Annotated in this window: 17 protein-coding genes; 11 read left to right on the top strand and 6 right to left on the bottom strand. The window is 66.6% G+C overall.

Annotation, left to right across the window (positions count from 1 at the left end; genetic code table 11):
* Positions 1-54: 54 nt before the first annotated feature.
* From G6N55_RS23235 to G6N55_RS23185, 11 genes are all read left to right on the top strand, one after another.
* Positions 55-1,221 (top strand): PPE family protein, encoded by a 1,167-nt coding sequence (locus G6N55_RS23235; protein WP_232078822.1) that lies wholly within the window; start codon positions 55-57, stop codon positions 1,219-1,221.
* A 155-nt stretch (positions 1,222-1,376) separates the two neighbouring features.
* Positions 1,377-1,673 carry a WXG100 family type VII secretion target gene (locus tag G6N55_RS23230; RefSeq protein ID WP_163667469.1) on the top strand — a complete coding sequence of 99 codons (297 nt, stop codon included), beginning with the start codon at positions 1,377-1,379 and terminating at the stop codon, positions 1,671-1,673.
* 48 nt (positions 1,674-1,721) lie between these two features.
* Entirely contained in the window at positions 1,722-2,006 is a 285-nt protein-coding gene (locus tag G6N55_RS23225; RefSeq protein ID WP_066824871.1) for a WXG100 family type VII secretion target, read from the top strand.
* Between the two features lie 452 nt (positions 2,007-2,458).
* Positions 2,459-3,235, top strand: a complete 777-nt coding sequence (locus G6N55_RS23220; RefSeq protein ID WP_085219701.1) for a response regulator transcription factor — start codon at positions 2,459-2,461, stop codon at positions 3,233-3,235.
* The gene (locus G6N55_RS23215; RefSeq protein WP_085219704.1) at positions 3,232-4,740 is read left to right on the top strand and encodes a sensor histidine kinase; all 1,509 of its coding nucleotides are present in this window, start codon (positions 3,232-3,234) and stop codon (positions 4,738-4,740) included. The genes G6N55_RS23220 and G6N55_RS23215 overlap by 4 nt, the downstream gene beginning before the upstream one ends.
* 294 nt (positions 4,741-5,034) lie before the next feature.
* Positions 5,035-5,124, top strand: a complete 90-nt coding sequence (locus tag G6N55_RS29975) for a potassium-transporting ATPase subunit F (protein ID WP_139826642.1) — start codon at positions 5,035-5,037, stop codon at positions 5,122-5,124.
* On the top strand, positions 5,124-6,794 hold the full coding sequence (gene kdpA / locus G6N55_RS23205; protein ID WP_085219706.1) for a potassium-transporting ATPase subunit KdpA: 1,671 nt from the start codon (positions 5,124-5,126) through the stop codon (positions 6,792-6,794). Before G6N55_RS29975 ends, kdpA begins: the two co-directional genes overlap by 1 nt.
* A 2-nt stretch (positions 6,795-6,796) precedes the next feature.
* Positions 6,797-8,941 carry a potassium-transporting ATPase subunit KdpB gene (gene kdpB / locus G6N55_RS23200; protein WP_085219707.1) on the top strand — a complete coding sequence of 715 codons (2,145 nt, stop codon included), beginning with the start codon at positions 6,797-6,799 and terminating at the stop codon, positions 8,939-8,941.
* 1 nt (position 8,942) lies between these two features.
* On the top strand, positions 8,943-9,869 hold the full coding sequence (locus G6N55_RS23195; RefSeq protein ID WP_085219709.1) for a potassium-transporting ATPase subunit C: 927 nt from the start codon (positions 8,943-8,945) through the stop codon (positions 9,867-9,869).
* A gap of 12 nt (positions 9,870-9,881) precedes the next feature.
* Positions 9,882-12,452 (top strand): sensor histidine kinase, encoded by a 2,571-nt coding sequence (locus tag G6N55_RS23190; protein WP_085219711.1) that lies wholly within the window; start codon positions 9,882-9,884, stop codon positions 12,450-12,452.
* Positions 12,453-12,501: 49 nt separating this feature from the next.
* Complete coding sequence (locus G6N55_RS23185; protein WP_085219713.1) at positions 12,502-13,182, top strand: response regulator; 681 nt, start codon at positions 12,502-12,504, stop codon at positions 13,180-13,182.
* Between the two features lie 130 nt (positions 13,183-13,312).
* Here the strand turns inward: G6N55_RS23185 and G6N55_RS23180 are convergent, their stop codons facing one another.
* From G6N55_RS23180 to G6N55_RS23155, 6 genes are all read right to left on the bottom strand, one after another.
* Complete coding sequence (locus G6N55_RS23180; RefSeq protein ID WP_085219715.1) at positions 13,313-14,257, bottom strand: Ppx/GppA phosphatase family protein; 945 nt, start codon at positions 14,255-14,257, stop codon at positions 13,313-13,315.
* Complete coding sequence (locus G6N55_RS23175; protein WP_085219717.1) at positions 14,248-14,739, bottom strand: DUF501 domain-containing protein; 492 nt, start codon at positions 14,737-14,739, stop codon at positions 14,248-14,250. The genes G6N55_RS23180 and G6N55_RS23175 overlap by 10 nt, the downstream gene beginning before the upstream one ends.
* Positions 14,732-15,421, bottom strand: coding sequence for an FtsB family cell division protein (locus G6N55_RS23170; protein WP_085219719.1), 690 nt, complete (start codon positions 15,419-15,421; stop codon positions 14,732-14,734). The genes G6N55_RS23175 and G6N55_RS23170 overlap by 8 nt, the downstream gene beginning before the upstream one ends.
* 31 nt (positions 15,422-15,452) lie before the next feature.
* Complete coding sequence (gene eno / locus G6N55_RS23165) at positions 15,453-16,742, bottom strand: phosphopyruvate hydratase (RefSeq protein ID WP_085219721.1); 1,290 nt, start codon at positions 16,740-16,742, stop codon at positions 15,453-15,455.
* 88 nt (positions 16,743-16,830) lie between these two features.
* Positions 16,831-17,562 (bottom strand): lytic transglycosylase domain-containing protein, encoded by a 732-nt coding sequence (locus tag G6N55_RS23160; protein ID WP_085219887.1) that lies wholly within the window; start codon positions 17,560-17,562, stop codon positions 16,831-16,833.
* Positions 17,563-17,832: 270 nt separating this feature from the next.
* The gene (locus G6N55_RS23155) at positions 17,833-18,978 is read right to left on the bottom strand and encodes a nucleoside triphosphate pyrophosphohydrolase (protein ID WP_085219888.1); all 1,146 of its coding nucleotides are present in this window, start codon (positions 18,976-18,978) and stop codon (positions 17,833-17,835) included.
* Positions 18,979-18,993 lie beyond the last annotated feature (15 nt).

The following is an 18,993-nucleotide window of genomic DNA, read 5'->3' as shown; positions in this document are numbered from 1 at the left end:
CACCGACCTAATTCACACATTCGACCCATAAGAGGAGCGGGACACAAAATGGTTATGGACTTTGCAGCACTGCCTCCGGAGATCACCTCGACACTCGTGTGGACCGGCCCGGGCTCGGCGCCGCTGATGGCCGCCGCAACCGCGTACGCCAACCTGGCCGCCGAGGTGAGCACCACGGCAACGTCGTGGGAATCGATCATCACGACGCTGACGACCGACGCGTGGACCGGTGGTGGGTCGTCCGCGGCCGCGGCCGCGGCACAGCCGATCGTGACGTACCTGACCGACACGGCGGCCGCGCTCGAGCAGGCGAGCGCCGCGGCATCATCGTCGGCCGCCGCTTTCGAGGCGGCGTACGCCGGGGTGGTGAGCCCGGCGCTGGTCTTCACCAACCGCGCAGAGTTCGCTGCTGCGCTCGCGGCCGTCCCGTTCAGCCTCCCGCAGCTCATGGAGTTGGAGGTCGAGTACAACGAGATGTGGGTGCAGGACGCCACTGCCATGACCGCCTACCAGGCCGCCTCGGATATGGCGGCGGGGATGTTGCAGCCGGTGACACCGCTGGCCACGACCACTGACCCGGCCGCCCTCGGTGCCAATGACGCGGTCCAGGCGGCGGACTTCGCGCCCCAGGCGTTGTCCGCATTCGATTTGAGCTCGTTGACCGACGCGCTACAAATCCCGTTCAGCAGCAACAACCTGCTGCAATCGATCGACGGCTTCCTTGGCACCCCGTCGGTGTTCAACGCCATCAACGGCGCGGTCAACACCTCGGCATGGTTCGTCATGACAGCCATCCCGACCGCGGTATCGCTGGGCCACACCCTGGCCGGCGCCGCGGTGCCGGCCGCCGCGGTCAGCGACGTGGTGCCGGCCGGTGCCGGCGGCATCATCGAAGGCTCCGTGGTCAGCTCGGTGTCGCCGATGGCGGGTGCGGGCGGCCTGGGCAGCGCAGCGACGGCGAGCCTCGGCAACGCGTCCACCGTCAGCCGTCTCTCGGTGCCGGCCAGCTGGGCGGCCAACGCTGCCCCGGCGACACAGCTGGAGGCGGCGACCGCTCCGCTCGAAGGCTCGGGCTGGACCGCCGCGACCGAGGAAGCCTCGGTCATGGGTGCGCCCGGCATGCCCGGAATGGTGGCCGGAGCCAAGGGTGCCGGGGCCTTCGGGTCGGGTCCGCGGTACGGCTTCAAGCCGATCGTCATGCCCAAACAGGTTGTGGTGTGACAGGCCAAAATAGGGGTCACATGTCACGCTTTCGAGGCCGGCAGTTAACCGCTAGGCCGTAATCTATCCGCTGCGTGGCTACCACCGCGCCCAGACCAACTCACCAGCTCTTCCATCTATTGAAGGCATCACCCGAAAAAAAGGAGAAAGGCAACATGGCAACACGTTTTATGACCGACCCGCACGCGATGCGTGCGATGGCGGGCCGTTTTGAGATGCACGCGCAGACGGTGTCGGATGAGGCTCGCAAGATGTGGGCGTCGTCGATGAACATCGCCGGTGCGGGCTGGAGTGGTCAGGCGCAGGCCACGTCGTACGACACGATGGGTCAGATGAACCAGGCGTTCAACAACATTGTCAACATGCTCCACGGTGTGCGTGACGGGCTCATCCGTGACGCCAACAACTACGAGACGCAAGAGCAGCACTCGCAGCAGATCCTCGGCAGCTAGCCGAAACTCGCAGCTTCCCAATACTTTTAACTCAGGAGGACGTAGACAATGTCGATCAATTACCAGTTCGGGGATGTGGACGCGCACGGTGCGTTGATTCGCGCGCAGGCCGCTTCGTTGGAGGCCGAGCACCAGGCCATCGTTCGCGATGTGCTGGCTGCCGGTGACTTCTGGGGTGGCGCCGGTTCGGTGGCGTGCCAGGAGTTCATCACCCAGTTGGGTCGTAACTTCCAGGTGATCTACGAGCAGGCCAACCAGCACGGGCAGAAAGTGCAGTCGGCCGGCAACAACATGGCCAGCACCGACAGCGCCGTCGGGTCCAGCTGGGCCTGACACCTCTCGTTTCAACCGGGGCCGCACACCAATTGGTGTGCGGCCCCGGTGCATGTGCGGCACCGGGGGCCCTGGGGTTATGGGGCTGCGAGCGCCTCGAGTGCTTTTGCTCCTCCGTGGCGGCAAGATCCTGCTGAACGTCGCGGGGCGATGAACGCACGCACATCGCGCGGCCAAGGATTCGCCACGGGGCGGGAACTGGCCCCGCTCGACGACCAGATTTGAGGGGCCGGCGCAGTATTCAAAATAGCTATAGCCCTTCGCAATTCGGCGTTGTATGGCCAAGAAGTGGAAGTCGCTGCGGACATGCCGGGACGGCTCAACGAAACTCGTTGGAGCACAACATCGTATGCGGCCGCGCCGGCGCAGCATCGAATCCGAGGGTTCGTAAGATTTGAGAAGTCTATGAACTCCGTGACAAGCGCTTATGTGCTTTGCGAGAATTCAAGGACATGACCGCCGTAACTTCCGGATACGCGGGTAGCCAGCGCCCACGTCAAGCCATCCTGGGACAGCTGCCGAGGATCTACCGTGCCGACGGATCACCGATCCGGGTTTTGCTGGTGGACGACGAGCCGGCGCTGACCAACCTGGTCAAAATGGCCCTGCACTACGAGGGCTGGGTGGTGGAGATCGCCCACAATGGGCGTGAAGCGCTGGCTAAATTCGACCGCGTCACACCGGACGTGCTGGTTCTCGACATCATGCTTCCCGACATGGATGGCCTGCGCATTCTGCAGCGGATCCGCGAGTCAGACGCCTACACCCCCACGCTGTTTCTTACCGCGCGCGATTCGGTCATGGACCGGGTCACCGGCCTCACCGCGGGCGCCGACGACTACATGACCAAGCCGTTCAGCCTCGAGGAACTGGTCGCACGACTTCGCGGGTTGCTGCGCAGGTCCAGCCAGCTGTCCCCGCCGGCCGCCGAAGCGCTCAAGGTCGGCGACCTTCGACTCGACACCGCCAGCCGGGAAGTCACCCGTGACGGCGCGCCGATATCGCTGTCGTCGACCGAGTTCGAATTGCTGCGTTTCCTGATGCGCAATCCGCGCCGCGCGCTGAGCCGCACCGAAATCCTCGACCGGGTGTGGAACTACGACTTCGCCGGACGCACCAGCATCGTCGACCTCTACATCTCGTATCTGCGAAAGAAGATCGACTCGGGCCGCGAGCCGATGATCCACACCGTCCGGGGTGTTGGATACATGCTGCGGCCGCTGGAATGACGGGCCAGCGCAACACTCCTTTCTGGTTGCCCCGGTCGCTGCGCCGCCAATTACTGATCGGCGTATTAGGCGTTGTCACAGTGGTATTGGTGTCCGTCGGCGTGGTCTCGGTACTGAGCCTGCGCGGCTATGTCACCGCGATCAGCGACGCCGATGTCGCCGAATCCCTCGACGCGTTGAGCAACTCGTACACCCGGTACCAGAACGGCGAGCACACCTCGGCGCACCGCCGCCCGCCTCCGGTAGACCAGGCGATGCTGGAATTCACCGGGCAGACACCGGGCAACCTGATCGCCGCCGTGCACAACGGCACCGTGATCGGCTCGGCGGTGTTCTCCGAGGACCAACCAAAACCCGCCCCGCCCGACGTCATTCACGCGATCGAATCGCTGTCCTGGGTCGACGCACCGCCCCGTACGGTACGACTCGGCAGCCTGGGCGCCTACCGCGTCGATAGCCGCCGCGAAGGATCCGACCTGCTGATCGTCGGGATGTCGGTGAAGCTGGCCGACCAGATCATGACCCGCAAATACATCACCACCAGCCTGCTGATCGCGGCCGCCCTGGTGATCACCGCGGGACTCACCGTCTGGGTGGTCGGCTACACGCTTCGCCCGCTGCGCCGGGTCGCGGCGACGGCCGCCGAAGTCGCCGCAATGCCGCTCACCGGCGACGACCACCGGATCAGCGTCCGGGTCCGGCAGGAAGACACCGATCCGGACAACGAGGTCGGGATCGTCGGACACACGCTGAATCGATTGCTGGACAACGTGGATAGCGCGCTGGCGCACCGCGTCGATTCCGACATGCGCATGCGGCAGTTCCTCACCGACGCCAGCCACGAGCTGAGAACGCCGCTGGCGGCGATTCAGGGCTACGCCGAGCTGACCCGCCAGGACAGTTCGGCACTACCGCCGACCACCGAGTACGCGCTGGCACGCATCGAGTCCGAAGCACGCCGGATGGCCTTGCTCGTCGAGGAGCTGTTGCTGCTCTCGCGCCTGGGCGAGGGCGAGGACCTGCAGAACGAAGACGTCGACCTGGCCGAGCTGGTCATCAACGCGGTTAACGACGCCGCGGTCGCCGCGCCGACGCACCGCTGGCTCAAAGAGCTGCCCGAGGGACCGGTCTGGGTCCGCGGGGATCATGCCCGGCTGCATCAACTGGTCAGCAACCTGCACAGCAATGCCCGGCTGCACACGCCGCTCGGCGTCACGGTAACCACCGCAATCACTTGCCACCGCAGCGATCCCAGCGCACCGTATGCCGAACTCACCGTTGCCGATGACGGGCCCGGCATCGACGCGGATCTGCTCCCCCGGCTGTTCGAGCGATTCGTCCGCGCGAACACGTCGCGGTCCGACGGGCAAGGCATCGGGCTGGGCCTGGCCATCGTCAGTTCGATCGTCAAGGCCCATCACGGCTCGGTTGGTGCCGAATCCGCCAACGGCCGAACGGTCTTCCGGGTGCGGCTGCCGATGATCCACGGTCCGAGCACCGGCTAGCGCACCGCCCGCGGGGGTTGGTGAGACGCGCGCCACAGGCGAGGCCGGCAAAGGTCAGGAAGACCGCAAAAGTGGCGGTCAAGACGTAAAGAAAGCGTTAAGGGCGAACGCCGCCGACCGCGATCGAGCCTAGCCTCGAACCTGTCCTCCTCACCCGAGGTCAGGTTACTGTTGCCCGAGCACGATCAGGCATCAATCGGTCATCGAACGAGAGACAAAAATGTCTGTGGTCATTTACCTGTTGCTGACTGTGGCGGTGTTCGCCACGATCGGCTTGACGCTGAGGCTGGGATCGTGAGCACCGCCAACGCGGTGGGCCTGGTCCTGTCCATCCTGATAGCCCTGTTGCTGGGCGCCGCCCTGATGTACCCGGAGCGGTTCTAGTGAGCGGCACCGCGGCGGGTGTGGTGTTCCTCGCCCTGCTGATCGTCGCGCTGGCGGTTGTTCACGTGCCGCTGGGCGACTACATGTATCGGGTCTACAGTGCCCAAAAGCATTCGCGCACTGAGAAATTCATCTACCGTTTGATCGGCGCCAACCCCGACTCGGAGCAGACGTGGAAGACGTATGCCCGTAGCGTGCTGGCCTTTTCGGCGGTCAGCGTCGTGTTCCTGTTCATCTTGCAGCTGGTGCAGGACAAGCTGCCGCTGCATCTGCACGATCCGGGCACGAAGATGACACCGGCGCTGGCGTGGAACACCGCGATCAGCTTCGTCACAAACACCAACTGGCAGGCCTACTCTGGCGAGTCGACGATGGGCCACCTGGTCCAGATGGCCGGCCTGGCGGTCCAGAACTTCGTCTCCGCCGCGGTCGGCATGGCCGTCGCGGTCGCGCTGGTCCGCGGGTTCGCCCGGCATCGCACCAACGAATTGGGCAACTTCTGGGTGGACCTGACCCGCGGCACGCTGCGCATCCTGTTGCCGATCTCGATCCTCGGCGCGCTCGTCTTGCTCGCCGGTGGCGTCGTGCAGAACTTCCACCTCAACGACCAGGTCGTCACCACGCTGGCCGGCGCCCCGCAGACCCTCCCCGGCGGTCCGGTCGCGAGTCAGGAAGTAATAAAGTTGTTGGGCACCAACGGTGGTGGCTTCTACAACGCCAACTCGGCGCACCCGTTCGAGAACGCGACCGCATGGACCAACTGGGTCGAGATCTTCCTGATCCTGGTCATCGGGTTCTCGCTGCCGCGCACCTTCGGCCGCATGGTGAACAGCAAAAAGCAGGGCTACGCGATCGTCGCGGTCGTCAGCATCCTGGCCATGCTCAGCGTCAGCTTCATGATGCTGTTCCAGCTGCAGCACCATGGCACTGTCCCCTCCGCGGCGGGCGCCGCCTACGAAGGCGTCGAACAGCGCTTCGGTGTCGCGGATTCCGCGGTCTTTGCCGATGCGACGACGCTGACCTCAACCGGCGCAGTCGATTCCACCCACGACTCCTACACCAGCCTGGGCGGCATGATGACGATGTTCAACATGCAGCTCGGTGAGGTCGCGCCCGGTGGTACCGGCTCGGGCCTGTACGGCATCCTGATCCTCGCGGTCATCACGGTGTTCGTCGCCGGCCTGATGGTCGGCCGGACACCGGAATACCTGGGCAAGAAGATCAACCCGCGCGAAATGAAGCTGGCCTCAGGCTATTTCCTGATTACCCCGCTGCTCGTGTTGCTGGGCACGGCCATCGCGATGGCACTGCCCGGTGAGCGTGCGGGCATGGCCAATACCGGGCCGCACGGCCTGTCCGAGGTGCTGTACGCGTTCACCTCGGCGGCCAACAACAACGGTTCGGCCTTCGCCGGCCTCTCGGCCAACACCGTTTGGTGGAACACCGCGCTGGGGCTGGCGATGGTCTTCGGACGATTCCTGCCGATGGTTCTCGTTCTCGCACTTGCCGGTTCGCTGGCACGTCAGGGCATGACACCTGAGTCGAGCGGCACGCTGCCCACGCACAAGCCGCAATTCGTCGGACTTGTCGTGGGTGTGACGGTCATTCTGGTTGCCCTCACCTTCCTGCCCGCGCTGGCGCTCGGGCCGCTCGCTGAAGGGATTCACTAAGAGTGACTACTACCTTGGATTCCCACACCCGTCGACGTTCCGCCCCCACGGCGGGCGACAAGCTCCAGGGCGGCCTGCTCGACCCGGCCCTGCTGCTGAAGTCGCTGCCGGACGCGCTGCGCAAACTCGATCCGCGCACCCTGTGGCGCAACCCGGTGATGTTCATCGTCGAGATCGGGGCCGTCTGGTCGACGGTGCTCGCGTTCGGCGACAGCACCTGGTTCAGCTGGCTCACCGTATTCTGGCTATGGCTCACAGTGCTTTTCGCGAACCTGGCGGAGGCCGTCGCCGAAGGCCGAGGCAAGGCGCAGGCGGATAGCCTGCGCAAGACGAAGGCCGACACCATCGCACACCGGCTCAAGGATTGGAAGCCGGGCGCAGCAGGCACGCCCGAAGAGATCGCGGCGCCCCTGCTGCAGCAGGGCGACTTCGTGGTCGTCACCGCGGGTCAGGTCATTCCCGGGGACGGCGATGTTGTGGAAGGCATTGCCTCGGTTGACGAATCGGCCATCACCGGCGAGTCGGCACCGGTGATCCGGGAGTCCGGCGGTGACCGCTCCGCGGTGACCGGCGGCACCACCGTGCTGTCGGACCGCATCGTCGTCAAGATCACCCAGAAGCCGGGCGAGAGCTTCGTGGACCGGATGATCGCGCTCGTCGAGGGTGCCAACCGGCAGAAGACGCCCAACGAGATCGCACTGAACATCCTGCTGGCGGCGCTGACCATCATCTTCGTGTTCGCTGTCGCCACGCTGCAGCCGCTCGCGATCTACTCGAAGGTGAATAACCCTGGTGTGCCCGATACTTCGGCGCTCAGCTCCGACGGCATCAGCGGCATCGTCCTGGTGGCGCTGCTGGTGTGTCTGATCCCGACCACCATCGGCGCGCTGCTGTCGGCGATCGGTATCGCGGGTATGGACCGGCTGGTGCAACGCAATGTGCTGGCCATGTCCGGCCGCGCCGTCGAGGCCGCCGGCGATGTCAACACCCTGCTGCTGGACAAGACCGGAACGATCACGCTCGGCAATCGTCAAGCCTCGGAATTCATTCCGGTGACCGGGGTGACCCACGCGGAACTGGCCGACGCCGCGCAGCTGTCCAGCCTCGCCGACGAGACGCCGGAGGGGCGGTCCATCGTGGTGTACGCCAAGGAGGCGTACGGGCTGCGCGCCCGGACACCCGGCGAGCTGACCCATGCCACCTGGGTGGAATTCACCGCAACGACCCGGATGTCGGGCGTTGACGTCGACGGACGGCAGCTGCGCAAGGGGGCGGCCAGCTCGGTCTCCGAGTGGATCCGCGGGCACGGCGGCACCGTTCCGACCGAACTCGGCGAGATCGTCGACGGCATCTCCGCGGCCGGCGGAACCCCGCTGGTGGTCGGACAGGTCGACGACGGGAAAGCCGAAGTGCTCGGCGTCATTCACCTCAAGGACGTGGTGAAGCAGGGCATGCGGGAACGGTTCGACGCAATGCGCCTGATGGGCATCCGCACGGTCATGATCACCGGCGATAATCCGTTGACCGCCAAGGCAATCGCCGACGAGGCCGGGGTGGACGACTTCCTCGCCGAGGCCACACCCGAAGACAAGATGATGCTGATCAAGAGGGAGCAGCAGGGCGGACGCCTTGTGGCGATGACCGGTGACGGCACCAACGACGCACCGGCGTTGGCTCAGGCCGACGTCGGGGTGGCCATGAACACTGGCACGTCGGCGGCCAAAGAGGCCGGCAACATGGTGGATTTGGACTCCGATCCCACCAAGCTGATCGAGATCGTCGAGATCGGTAAGCAATTGCTGATCACCCGCGGCGCGTTGACCACGTTCTCGATCGCCAACGACATCGCCAAATATTTCGCGATCATCCCGGCGATGTTCGTGGCGATCTTCCCCGGCCTGGATCTGATCAACATCATGCGGCTGCACAGCCCGCAATCGGCGATCCTGTCGGCGGTCATCTTCAACGCGGTCGTCATCGTCGCCCTGATTCCGTTGGCGCTGCGCGGTGTTCGGTACACGCCCAGCCGCGCGTCGAAACTGCTCAGCCGCAACCTCTACATCTACGGATTGGGCGGCATCGTCGCCCCGTTCGTCGGGATCAAGCTCATCGACTTGCTGGTTCAACTGCTTCCTGGGATGGCCTGAGATGAACATCGCCAACACGCTTCGTCAACACTGGGCCGCGCTGCGCGCGCTGCTCGTCTTCACCGTGATCCTGGGTTTTGGCTACCCGCTGCTGATTTGGCTGGTTGCGCTCATCCCGGGCCTGCACGACAAGGCGGAGGGCTCGATCCTTACCGCCGGCGGCAAACCGATCGGCAGCGAGCTGATCGGCCAGTCGTTCACCGACTCATCGGGCAACCCGCTGCAGAAGTACTTCCAAAGCCGTCCCTCGGCCGCGGGCAGCAACGGTTATGACCCGACGGCCAGCGGCGGCAGCAACCTTGGCCCCGAGAGCACTGTCGACACACCGGGTGATCCGGCCAAGCTGGCCTCCGGCGCCAGCGCATCCGACGCCGGGTTCAAGCCGAGCCTGCTGACACAGGTGTGCACGCGCAGCGCCGCCGTCGGGCAACTCGAAGGTGTCGACGGGTCGCGCCCGTACTGCACCGGCGGCGGGGTCGGAGCGGTGCTGTCGGTGATCGGCCCCCGCGATTCGCGCGGCTACGTCGTCCACCCGACCCGGGTGGTCAGCGTCAACGAGCCGTGCGCGACGACCAAACAGCCCTTCCTGGACCTCTACGAAGGTGTCCGGGTGGAGTGCGCGAAGTTCGGTGACGACTACTCGACCGGACAGACCGTGCCCATTCGCGGTGCGGCTCCGAGCAACCCGCAGGTGCCCGCCGACGCGGTCACCGCCAGCGGCAGTGGCCTGGATCCGCACATCTCACCGGCCTACGCCGATATTCAGGTCGCCCGGGTGGCCAAGGCCCGTCACGTCAGCCCGGACCAGATCCGCGCGGTCCTCGCCCAGTTCCGCGACGGACGCGCCCTGGGATTCTTCGGCGAGCCGACGGTCAATGTGCTGCAACTGAATCTGGAACTCGACCACCGGTTCCCGGTCACGACCTAGCGATTCGGGGGGATGATGGTTGACGTGACCGTCGCGGACCACCATCCCAAGCGCGGGGAGCTACGCATCTACCTCGGTGCGGCTCCGGGTGTCGGTAAGACGTACGCGATGCTCGGCGAAGCACACCGGCGCTTGGAGCGTGGCACCGATCTGGTGGCCGCCGTGGTGGAGACCCATGGCCGGGCCAAGACGGCGCAGATGCTGGAAGGCATCGAAATCATCCCGCCGCGTTTCATCGAATACCGCGCTGGCAGCTTTCCCGAACTCGACGTGCCGGCGGTGCTGGCGCGGCATCCGCAAGTGGTTCTGGTCGACGAACTAGCCCACACCAATACACCCGGAAGCAAAAACCAGAAGCGCTGTCAAGACGTCGAGGAGTTGCTCGCGGCCGGTATCACCGTGATCTCCACGGTCAACATCCAGCATCTGGAAAGCCTCAACGATGTCGTCGCGCAGATCACCGGGATCGAGCAGAAGGAGACGATCCCGGATTCGATTGTGCGAGAAGCCGCCCAGGTCGAGCTCATCGATATCACGCCGGAGGCGCTGCAGCGCAGGCTTTCCCATGGCAATGTCTACGCTTCGGAAAAGATCGACGCCGCGCTGTCGAACTACTTCCGTCGCGGAAACCTCACCGCGCTAAGGGAATTGGCGCTGCTGTGGCTGGCCGACCAGGTCGATACCGCGCTGGCCAAGTACCGCGCCGAGAACAAGATCACCGACATGTGGGAGGCGCGCGAGCGCGTCGTGGTGGCGATCACGGGTGGACCCGAGTCGGAAACGTTGGTACGCCGAGCATCCCGGATCGCGTCGAAATCCAGCGCCGAGCTGATGGTCGTGCACGTGGTTCGCGGCGACGGGTTGGCCGGCCTGTCCGAGACCCGGATGGCCAAGATCCGCGACCTGGCGAGCAGCCTGGACGCCTCGGTGCACACCGTCGTCGGCGACGACGTACCCGGCGCCTTACTGGATTTCGCTCGCGAGATGAACGCCACCCAGTTGGCGATCGGCAGCTCGCGCCGATCGCGGTGGGCACGAATATTCGATGAGGGCATCGGCACCACCGTTGTCCAGCAATCGGGCAAGATCGACGTGCACATCGTCACGCACGAGGAGTCCAAACGCGGCTTTCGGATGGCGTCGCTGGCGCCGCGCGACCGACGCATCGCGTCCTGGCTGGCCGCCGCCATCGTCCCGCCCGCCATCTGCGCGGTCAACGTGACGACGCTCGACCCGTATCTGGACACCGGCGGGGAAAGTGCGCTGTTCTTCGTCGGCGTGCTGCTGGTGGGCCTGCTGGGAGGCGTTGCGCCGGCCGCTCTTTCGGCGGTGCTGTCCGGACTGCTGCTGAACTACTACCTGATCGCGCCGCGGCACAGCTTCACGATCGCCGAACCCAACAACGCCATCACCGAATTGGTGCTGCTGCTGATCGCGGTCGCGGTCGCGGTGCTCGTCGACTTCGCCGCCAAGCGGGCCCGGGAAGCCCGGCTGGCCTCCCAAGAGGCCGAGTTGCTGACGCTGTTCGCCGGATCGGTGCTGCGCGGCGCCGACCTCGACACGCTGCTCGAGCGGGTGCGTGAGACGTACTCACAGCGCGCGGTCAGCATGTTGCGCGAGCCCGGCGACGAAGAGCGGGCCAGCGGCAAGAAGGGCTACATCGTCGCCTGCGTGGGCAAAGATCCTTGTGTGACCGTCGATTCCGCCGACACTGCGATCGAGGTCGGTGACGACGAGTTCTGGATGCTGATGGCGGGCCGCAAGCTCTCGGCCCGCGATCGCCGGGTGTTGACCGCGGTGGCCAAGCAGGCGGCGGGTCTTGTCCGGCAGCGCGAGCTGGCCGAGGAGGCCAGCCGCACCGAGGCCATCGTGCGGGCCGACGAGCTGCGCCGCTCGCTGCTCTCGGCGGTCAGCCATGACCTGCGGACGCCACTGGCGGCGGCCAAGGTCGCGGCGTCCAGTTTGCGTGCCGAAGACGTCGCGTTCTCCCCCGAGGACACCGCGGAATTGCTGGCCACCATTGAGGAGTCGATCGACCAGCTCACCGCATTGGTGGGCAATCTGCTGGATTCGTCGCGGCTGGCCGCCGGCGTGGTCCGCCCGGATCTGCGCCAGGTGTATCTGGAAGAGACGGTGCAACGCGCACTGGTCAGTATTGGCAAGGGCGCCACCGGCTTCTACCGGTCGGCGATCGACCGCGTCAAGGTCGACGTGGGTGACGCCGTGGCGATGGCCGACGCCGGGCTGCTGGAACGGGTTCTTGCCAATCTGATCGACAACGCGCTGCGATACGCGCCCAACTGCGTGGTGAGGGTCAACGCGGGGCGGGTCGGCGATCGGGTCCTGATCAACGTCATCGACGAAGGCCCGGGAATCCCGCACGGTGGCGAGGAGCAGCTGTTCGAACCCTTTCAGCGACTGGGCGATCACGACAACACCACCGGTGTGGGACTGGGGATGTCGGTGGCGCGCGGTTTCGTCGAAGCCATGGGCGGCAACATCGCGGCGGGCGACACTCCCGGGGGTGGACTCACCGTCGTCGTAGACTTGGCGGCACCACCGCAACCGATTGGTGTCTCATGACTCGCGCCGACGACGATGCAGAGCGCAGCGATGAGGAGGAGCGGCGCCAATGACCAAGGTCTTGGTGATCGACGACGAGCCGCACATCCTGCGTGCGCTGCGTATCAACCTGTCGGTGCGCGGCTACGAGGTCGTCACCGCGGCAACCGGTGCCGGCGCCCTGCGCGCCGCGGCCGAACACAAACCCGACGTGGTGATCCTCGACCTCGGCCTGCCCGACATCTCGGGCATCGAGGTGCTCGCCGGTCTGCGCGGGTGGCTGACGTCGCCGGTGATCGTGCTGTCCGCGCGCACCGATTCGTCGGACAAGGTCGAGGCGCTAGACGCCGGGGCCGACGACTACGTCACGAAACCGTTTGGGATGGACGAGTTTCTGGCTCGGCTGCGCGCCGCGGTGCGCCGCAATGCCGCGGCTTCCGAGATGGACGAGCCGGTGGTCGAAACCGAGGCATTCACCGTCGATCTGGCCGCCAAAAAGGTCACCAAGAGCGGTGCCGAGGTGCACCTCACCCCGACCGAGTGGGGCATGCTCGAGGTGCTGGTGCGCAATCGCGGCAAGCTGGTCGGCCGCGAGGAATTGCTCAAAGAGGTGTGGGGCCCGGCGTATGCCACCGAAACGCATTACCTGCGTGTATATCTGGCTCAGCTGCGGCGCAAACTCGAAGACGACCCGTCGCATCCCAAACACCTGCTGACCGAATCGGGCATGGGCTACCGCTTCGAGGGCTGAGTGTGCACCCAGGGCGTTGAGTGTGCGCCCAGGGTTTCGAGTGTGCGCCCAGGGCGGCGACACGCCGGGTGACGCCGCCGCCAGTGCACACCGAAAACCGCGGGAGCACAATCGAAAACGTTGCGGCGCGCTAGTGCGCGATCGACAGCACGATGCCGTCGAGAATGTCGTGCTCGCTGACGGTCAGTTCGTCGATGCCCGCCCGGGCACGCAGCTCACGCGCCAGTTCTTCCACCACGATCGCGCCGCCGCCGATCACGTCGGCCCGGCCCTCGTGCATCGGGGGCAGCGCCGCGCGCTGGGCGCGCGTCATGCCGATCAACCGCTCGCAGACCGACAGCAGGTCGTCGCCGGGGACTCTCGAAAGGTGAATGGCCGCAGCATCATACGTGCTCATATTGTGAGCCAACGCCGACAGTGTGGTCATCGTGCCGGCCAGCCCGATCCAGGTGCGAGCTTCCTCGACGGGTACGACCCGCAGCGCGGGCTCGAGCCGTTCACGCACGAACTCGCGCGCCGCATCCACTTCCGCACGGGTCGGCGGGTCGGAGTGCAAGCAGCGCTCGGTCAAGCGGACGCAGCCGATGTCGGCCGAGTAACTCGCCGTCACCTGGTCGGCGCCCAGCACGATCTCGGTTGAGCCGCCGCCCAGGTCTACGACGACGAAAGGTCGACGGGTGCTTGCTAATTCGCCCACCGCGCCGCGAAACGACAGCTCGGCTTCCTCGGCCCCGGTGATCACCTCGGCCACCGCACCGGCTGACACGCCGCCCAGCACCTCGGCCGTCATCGCGAAGAAGTCGTCGCGGTTGCTGACATCGCGCGCGGCCGAGGTGGCCACCATCCGGACCCGCTCGACGCGATGGACTCTCATCAACTCCGCGTAGTCGACCAACGCGACCCTGGCCCGCTCGATCGCCTCCGGCGCGAACTGACCCGTGGCGTCCACGCCCTGGCCCAACCGCACGATCCGCGTCTCGCGATGCACGTCGTGCAGCTGCCCGCCGGAGACGTCGGCGATCAGCAATCGAATCGAGTTGGTGCCACAGTCGACTCCGGCCGCTCTCAGCGCCACAGCTCACCGTCCAGCACCCCCGCCATCGCCGGCTCGGCGGCCAGCATCGCTACCGCCTCGTCACCGAAGGGATTGACCCCGGGCCCCTTGGCCAGCGAATGCGCGATCAGCACGTGCAGGCATTTGACCCGGTCCGGCATGCCGCCGCCCGAGAACGTGGTCCCGAGCGGTTCGATCGCGTCGCGCTCGGCCAGATACGCCTCGTGCGCCCGCCGATACGCGGCGGCCAATTCGGCATCCGTCCCCAACCGCTCGGTCATATCCCGCATCAGTCCCGTCGTCTCCAGCCGGCTGGCGGCCGCAGTCAAAAGCGGATGCGTCAGGTAGTACAACGTCGGAAACGGTGTTCCGTCAGGAAGTTTCGGCGCGGTCTTCACCACGCCGGGCTCGCCGTTGGGACATCGGTAGGCGATCTGAAGCACACCGCGGGGCTCGCGACCGAGCTGGCGTGCCACCGCTTCCAGGTCGGCACGATCAACCACCGGGAGTCGTGGGCTTCGGTGATTCCGGCGGCGCGGGCTGCCCGGGTTCGGCCGGCGCCGTGGCGTTGGCCGGCGGCAGGTGCGGGGCGTCTGCGATGGTGTGCCACAGCGAGGAGTACCACGGCGCGTTGCTCGCGGGTTTCGCCGTCTCGGCGCCCGGCTGCGGGGACGCCGCCGCGCCCGCCGGAAGCTGGACTTGGAACGGCGTGTCCCCGGGCATCACGAACCCCAGCCGTTCGCGGGCCTGCGCCGCGATATAGGCCGGGTCGGCGAGCTTGACCTTCTTCTGCTCGAGGTCGGCGATCTGCCGGCGCAGCGCCGCCTCACTGGCCGTCAGTTGAGACATCTCGGTGCGCTGCGCGAAATACGTGCGCACCGGGCCCGCGATCGTCAGCGTCAACACGCAGACCACCGCGGCCAGCACCGCCGCGCGCCGGGCGGTGAAGCCCATCCGCTGCTCGGACCGCTGCTCGACGGACTCGGCGATCTGCCGCTTGATGGGTTCGACGATGTGCTCGGCCGTCGTCCGGGCCGCCGCGGCGTTCTGCGCGAGTTTCGAGGTGCGCGACGACGGCTTGGACGACGGTTTGGCGGACCGACCCCGCCGAACCGAATCGCCGGCCTTCCCCGGGCGCGAAGCCGGGGAGCGCCGCTTCGGATCTGGCCGTTTCGCGTCGGGCATCGAGACCTAGCGTTTCCCGTTGACTGTCACGCTATTTCACATCCAGCGCGTAACGCGGGAAGGCCAGATCGCCGGCGTAGCGGGCCGCGTCGCCGAGGGCTTCCTCGATGCGCAGCAACTGGTTGTACTTGGCGACCCGCTCGCTGCGGGCGGGCGCACCGGTCTTGATCTGCCCGCTGCCGACGGCGACCGCCAGGTCGGCGATCGTGGTGTCCTCGGTCTCGCCGCTGCGGTGACTCATCATCGTCCGGTAGCCGCTGTGGTGAGCCAGCGCGACCGCATCGAGCGTCTCGGTCAGCGTGCCGATCTGGTTCACCTTGACCAGCAGCGCGTTGGCGGCGCCGCGTTCGATGCCCTCTTCCAGCCGCTCCGGGTTGGTGACGAACAGGTCGTCGCCGACGATCTGCACCCGGTCGCCGATGGCCGTCGTCAACGACACCCAGCCGTCCCAGTCGTCCTCGGACAGCGGGTCCTCAAGCGACACCAGCGGGTAGGAGTCGAGCAGGCCCGCGTAGAACTGCGACATCTGCTCGGCGCTGCGGGTCTCCTTTTCGAAGCTGTAACCCGTTCCCTCGGTGAAGAATTCGGTCGCTGCTACGTCGAGCGCCAGGGCCACGTCGGTCCCCGCCTTGAAGCCCGTCGCTTCGATCGCCGTCAAGATCAGGTCCAGCGCCGCCTTGGTACCCGCCACGTCGGGCGCGAAACCGCCCTCGTCGCCCAGCCCGGTGCTCAGGCCCTGCTTCTTGAGCACCGACTTCAGCGAGTGGTACACCTCGGCACCCCAGCGCAGCGCCTCCTTGAAGCTCGGCGCGCCGATCGGCGCGACCATGAACTCCTGGACGTCGACCCCGGTGTCGGCGTGGGCGCCACCGTTGAGGATGTTCATCATCGGCACCGGCAGGATGTGTGCGTTCGGCCCGCCGAGATAGCGGAACAGCGGCAGCTCGGCCGAATCGGCGGCCGCCTTGGCGACGGCCAGCGACACACCCAGGATCGCGTTGGCGCCGAGCCGCGACTTGTCGGGCGTGCCGTCGAGATCCACCAGCGCCTGGTCGACGAGGCGCTGATCGTCGGCGTTGAGTCCGATCACGGCCGGGCCGATCTCGTCGAGTACGGCCTGCACCGCCTTGTCCACGCCCTTGCCGCCGTAGCGCTCGCCACCGTCGCGCAGCTCGACGGCCTCGTGCTCTCCGGTCGACGCGCCGGACGGCACCGCCGCGCGGGCGAAGGTTCCGTCGATCAGGGCTATCTCGACCTCGACGGTCGGGTTACCTCGGGAATCGAGGATCTCGCGGGCCCCGACCTGCTCGATAATCGGCACTAGGATCTCCTTGCCTCAACGTATTTAGTAGCGGATGCTTGTCCCGGGCCGGCCTTTAGCGTAAAGCCTGGCTCAGCGATTCATCCTGCTACAGCGGGTGACCCGCCGCATAAGCGGTCGCCCAGTCGCGCACCGCGCGCGCGTAGACGCCGGAGTTGTTGTAGGCCCGCAGCGCGGTGACCCAGCCCCGCGCCGTCGCGAGATCCTTTCCACGCCAGCACAAGTAACCCGCCGCCGCCAGGGCGGCGTCGTCGATGTTGTCCGGGCTCAGCCGGCCGTCGTTGTGCGCGTCGACCCCGTACAACCGCCACGTCTCGGGGATGAACTGCATCGGGCCCATCGCACGCGCGATCGCGGGCTGGCTGTCGGTGGTGTCTTGCGCGGCGTCGACAATGCGCAGGTTGCCGCCGCTGCCGTCCAGCTGCACACCCCGGATGGGTGGACTCACATCCCCATTCGGCGACAGTGTCGCGCCGCGATAGGTGCCGTGGTGGCTCTCGACCTGCCCGATGCCCGCCAGCGTGGTCCACGCGATATGGCACTTCGGGTTTTCCACCTCGGCGACCCGGGCGGCGTACGCGTAGGCCTCCAATGCGATGACCGGGATCTCCAGGGCCGCGGCGCGGGGCAGCGCCCACGGCCGCAACTGGTCCGCGGGACGGCCGCTGGCGTGGGTGTTCACCGCCGGCACCGGATCGCCGAACGGCGGGGGCACGCCGGCGGGGATGAAGAGGCTCAGTTGCCAGGTACAGCTGGAGGCCAGGAGCATCGCGGTCGCGCCGATCACGGCGGCCGCCCGCAACCAACGCCTCGGCGACACCACGTTCCCCTTAACTTCCCCTACACCAACGTCACCCACTGATTATCGTCCCATGACCTTTCGCCGTGGCCGGTTACGTCGAGCCGGGATACTCCGGTTTCGGCTGCTTTCTCACTTAGCTGCCACCCGCCGTGGCTAGCAAAGCGAGAACAATGCCGAGCACCCGGATTCACCAACTCACAAGCCACATTACCCGTCGTGACCACGCAAAACGGCAAACATCGCGGCGATCGCTGATCGACAAATCCGCGAGCGCGATCTAAATCGGCATCAGCCTCGGTCTCGGCTCCGCTTGGAGCCTTTGCCGGACTTCTTGGACTCCTTGCCGGACTCGCCGTCCTCGTCGTCTTCGGACCCGTCGCCGTCCTCGTCGGCGTCCTCGGCGACCGCGTCGTCGGCACCGTCGGATTCCTCGTCCTCGGCGGCGTCCTCGGCGACCGCGTCGTCGGCACCGTCGGATTCCTCGGCCTCGATGTCGGGCGCCGCGTCGGATGGCCAGTGCTCGCGCCACTCCTGCTCGGTGACCTCACCCAGCGGAGCCACGTCGAACTCCTCGGGCACGCTGTCCCCGCGGCGGGTGGCGGCGATCGAGCGTTCCACCGCACGAACCGTGTCAACAAACTCCAAAACCGCTGTGCGCAGGAAACTTTCCGCGTCGACGTCGCTGAACACCGTGATCGAGGTGATCTCGGCGGGTATCAGGTCGGCGGGCAGCCCGGCCGCGTGCGCGCGCCCAAGCACCTTCTGCGCCAGCGCCAAGGCCGGCTGACCGGTATGGACGTCATCCATCACCGAATTGCGGGGCTTTTCGGCGGCCTTACGCTCTTCCCATTGGGCCAGCTGTTCTTCGAGTGAAATCGATTGGCCCGCAAGCACTCCCGGCACCCTGTTGCCCAGCTTGCGCATCAGCGTGGCGGCGACGTCGTCGATGTCGAACGGGAACTGGCGCGCCTCCTCGGCGATGCGGGCGTGGAAGAGCACCTGCAGCAACACGTCGCCGAGTTCTTCGCACAGCTGCTCGGCATTGCCGCTGCGGACCGCGTCCAGCAGCTCGTAGGTCTCCTCGAGCAGGAACCGGCGCAGCGAGTCGTGGGTTTGCTCGCTTTCCCACGGCCCGGCGGTGCGCAGTTTGTCCATCATCGCCACGGCATCGACCAGTCGTTCACCGCGCGGCGTGTCCGGCGCCGAGATCAACCGGGCTCCGGCGGCCAACCGCGCGGTCACGGCGGGGTGGTCGGGGTCCGACGACAGCAACACCGGCGCGTCGTCCCCGGTGTCCACCGGACGCGCCGACGACAGCGACCAGGGCACCGCGACGGGCATCTCCTCGGTGTATTGGACCTCGCCGGTGAGGTGCTCGATCGCCTGGAGGGGCACCAGCGACGGACGGCGGGGGTCGAACAAGACGACGATCATCGCGCTTGTCGCTCC

It is taken from the genome of Mycobacterium florentinum (assembly GCF_010730355.1).
Lineage (GTDB): Bacteria > Actinomycetota > Actinomycetes > Mycobacteriales > Mycobacteriaceae > Mycobacterium > Mycobacterium florentinum.
Note: the sequence above shows the minus strand (reverse complement) of the source record. Positions and strands in the feature narration are given on the sequence as shown.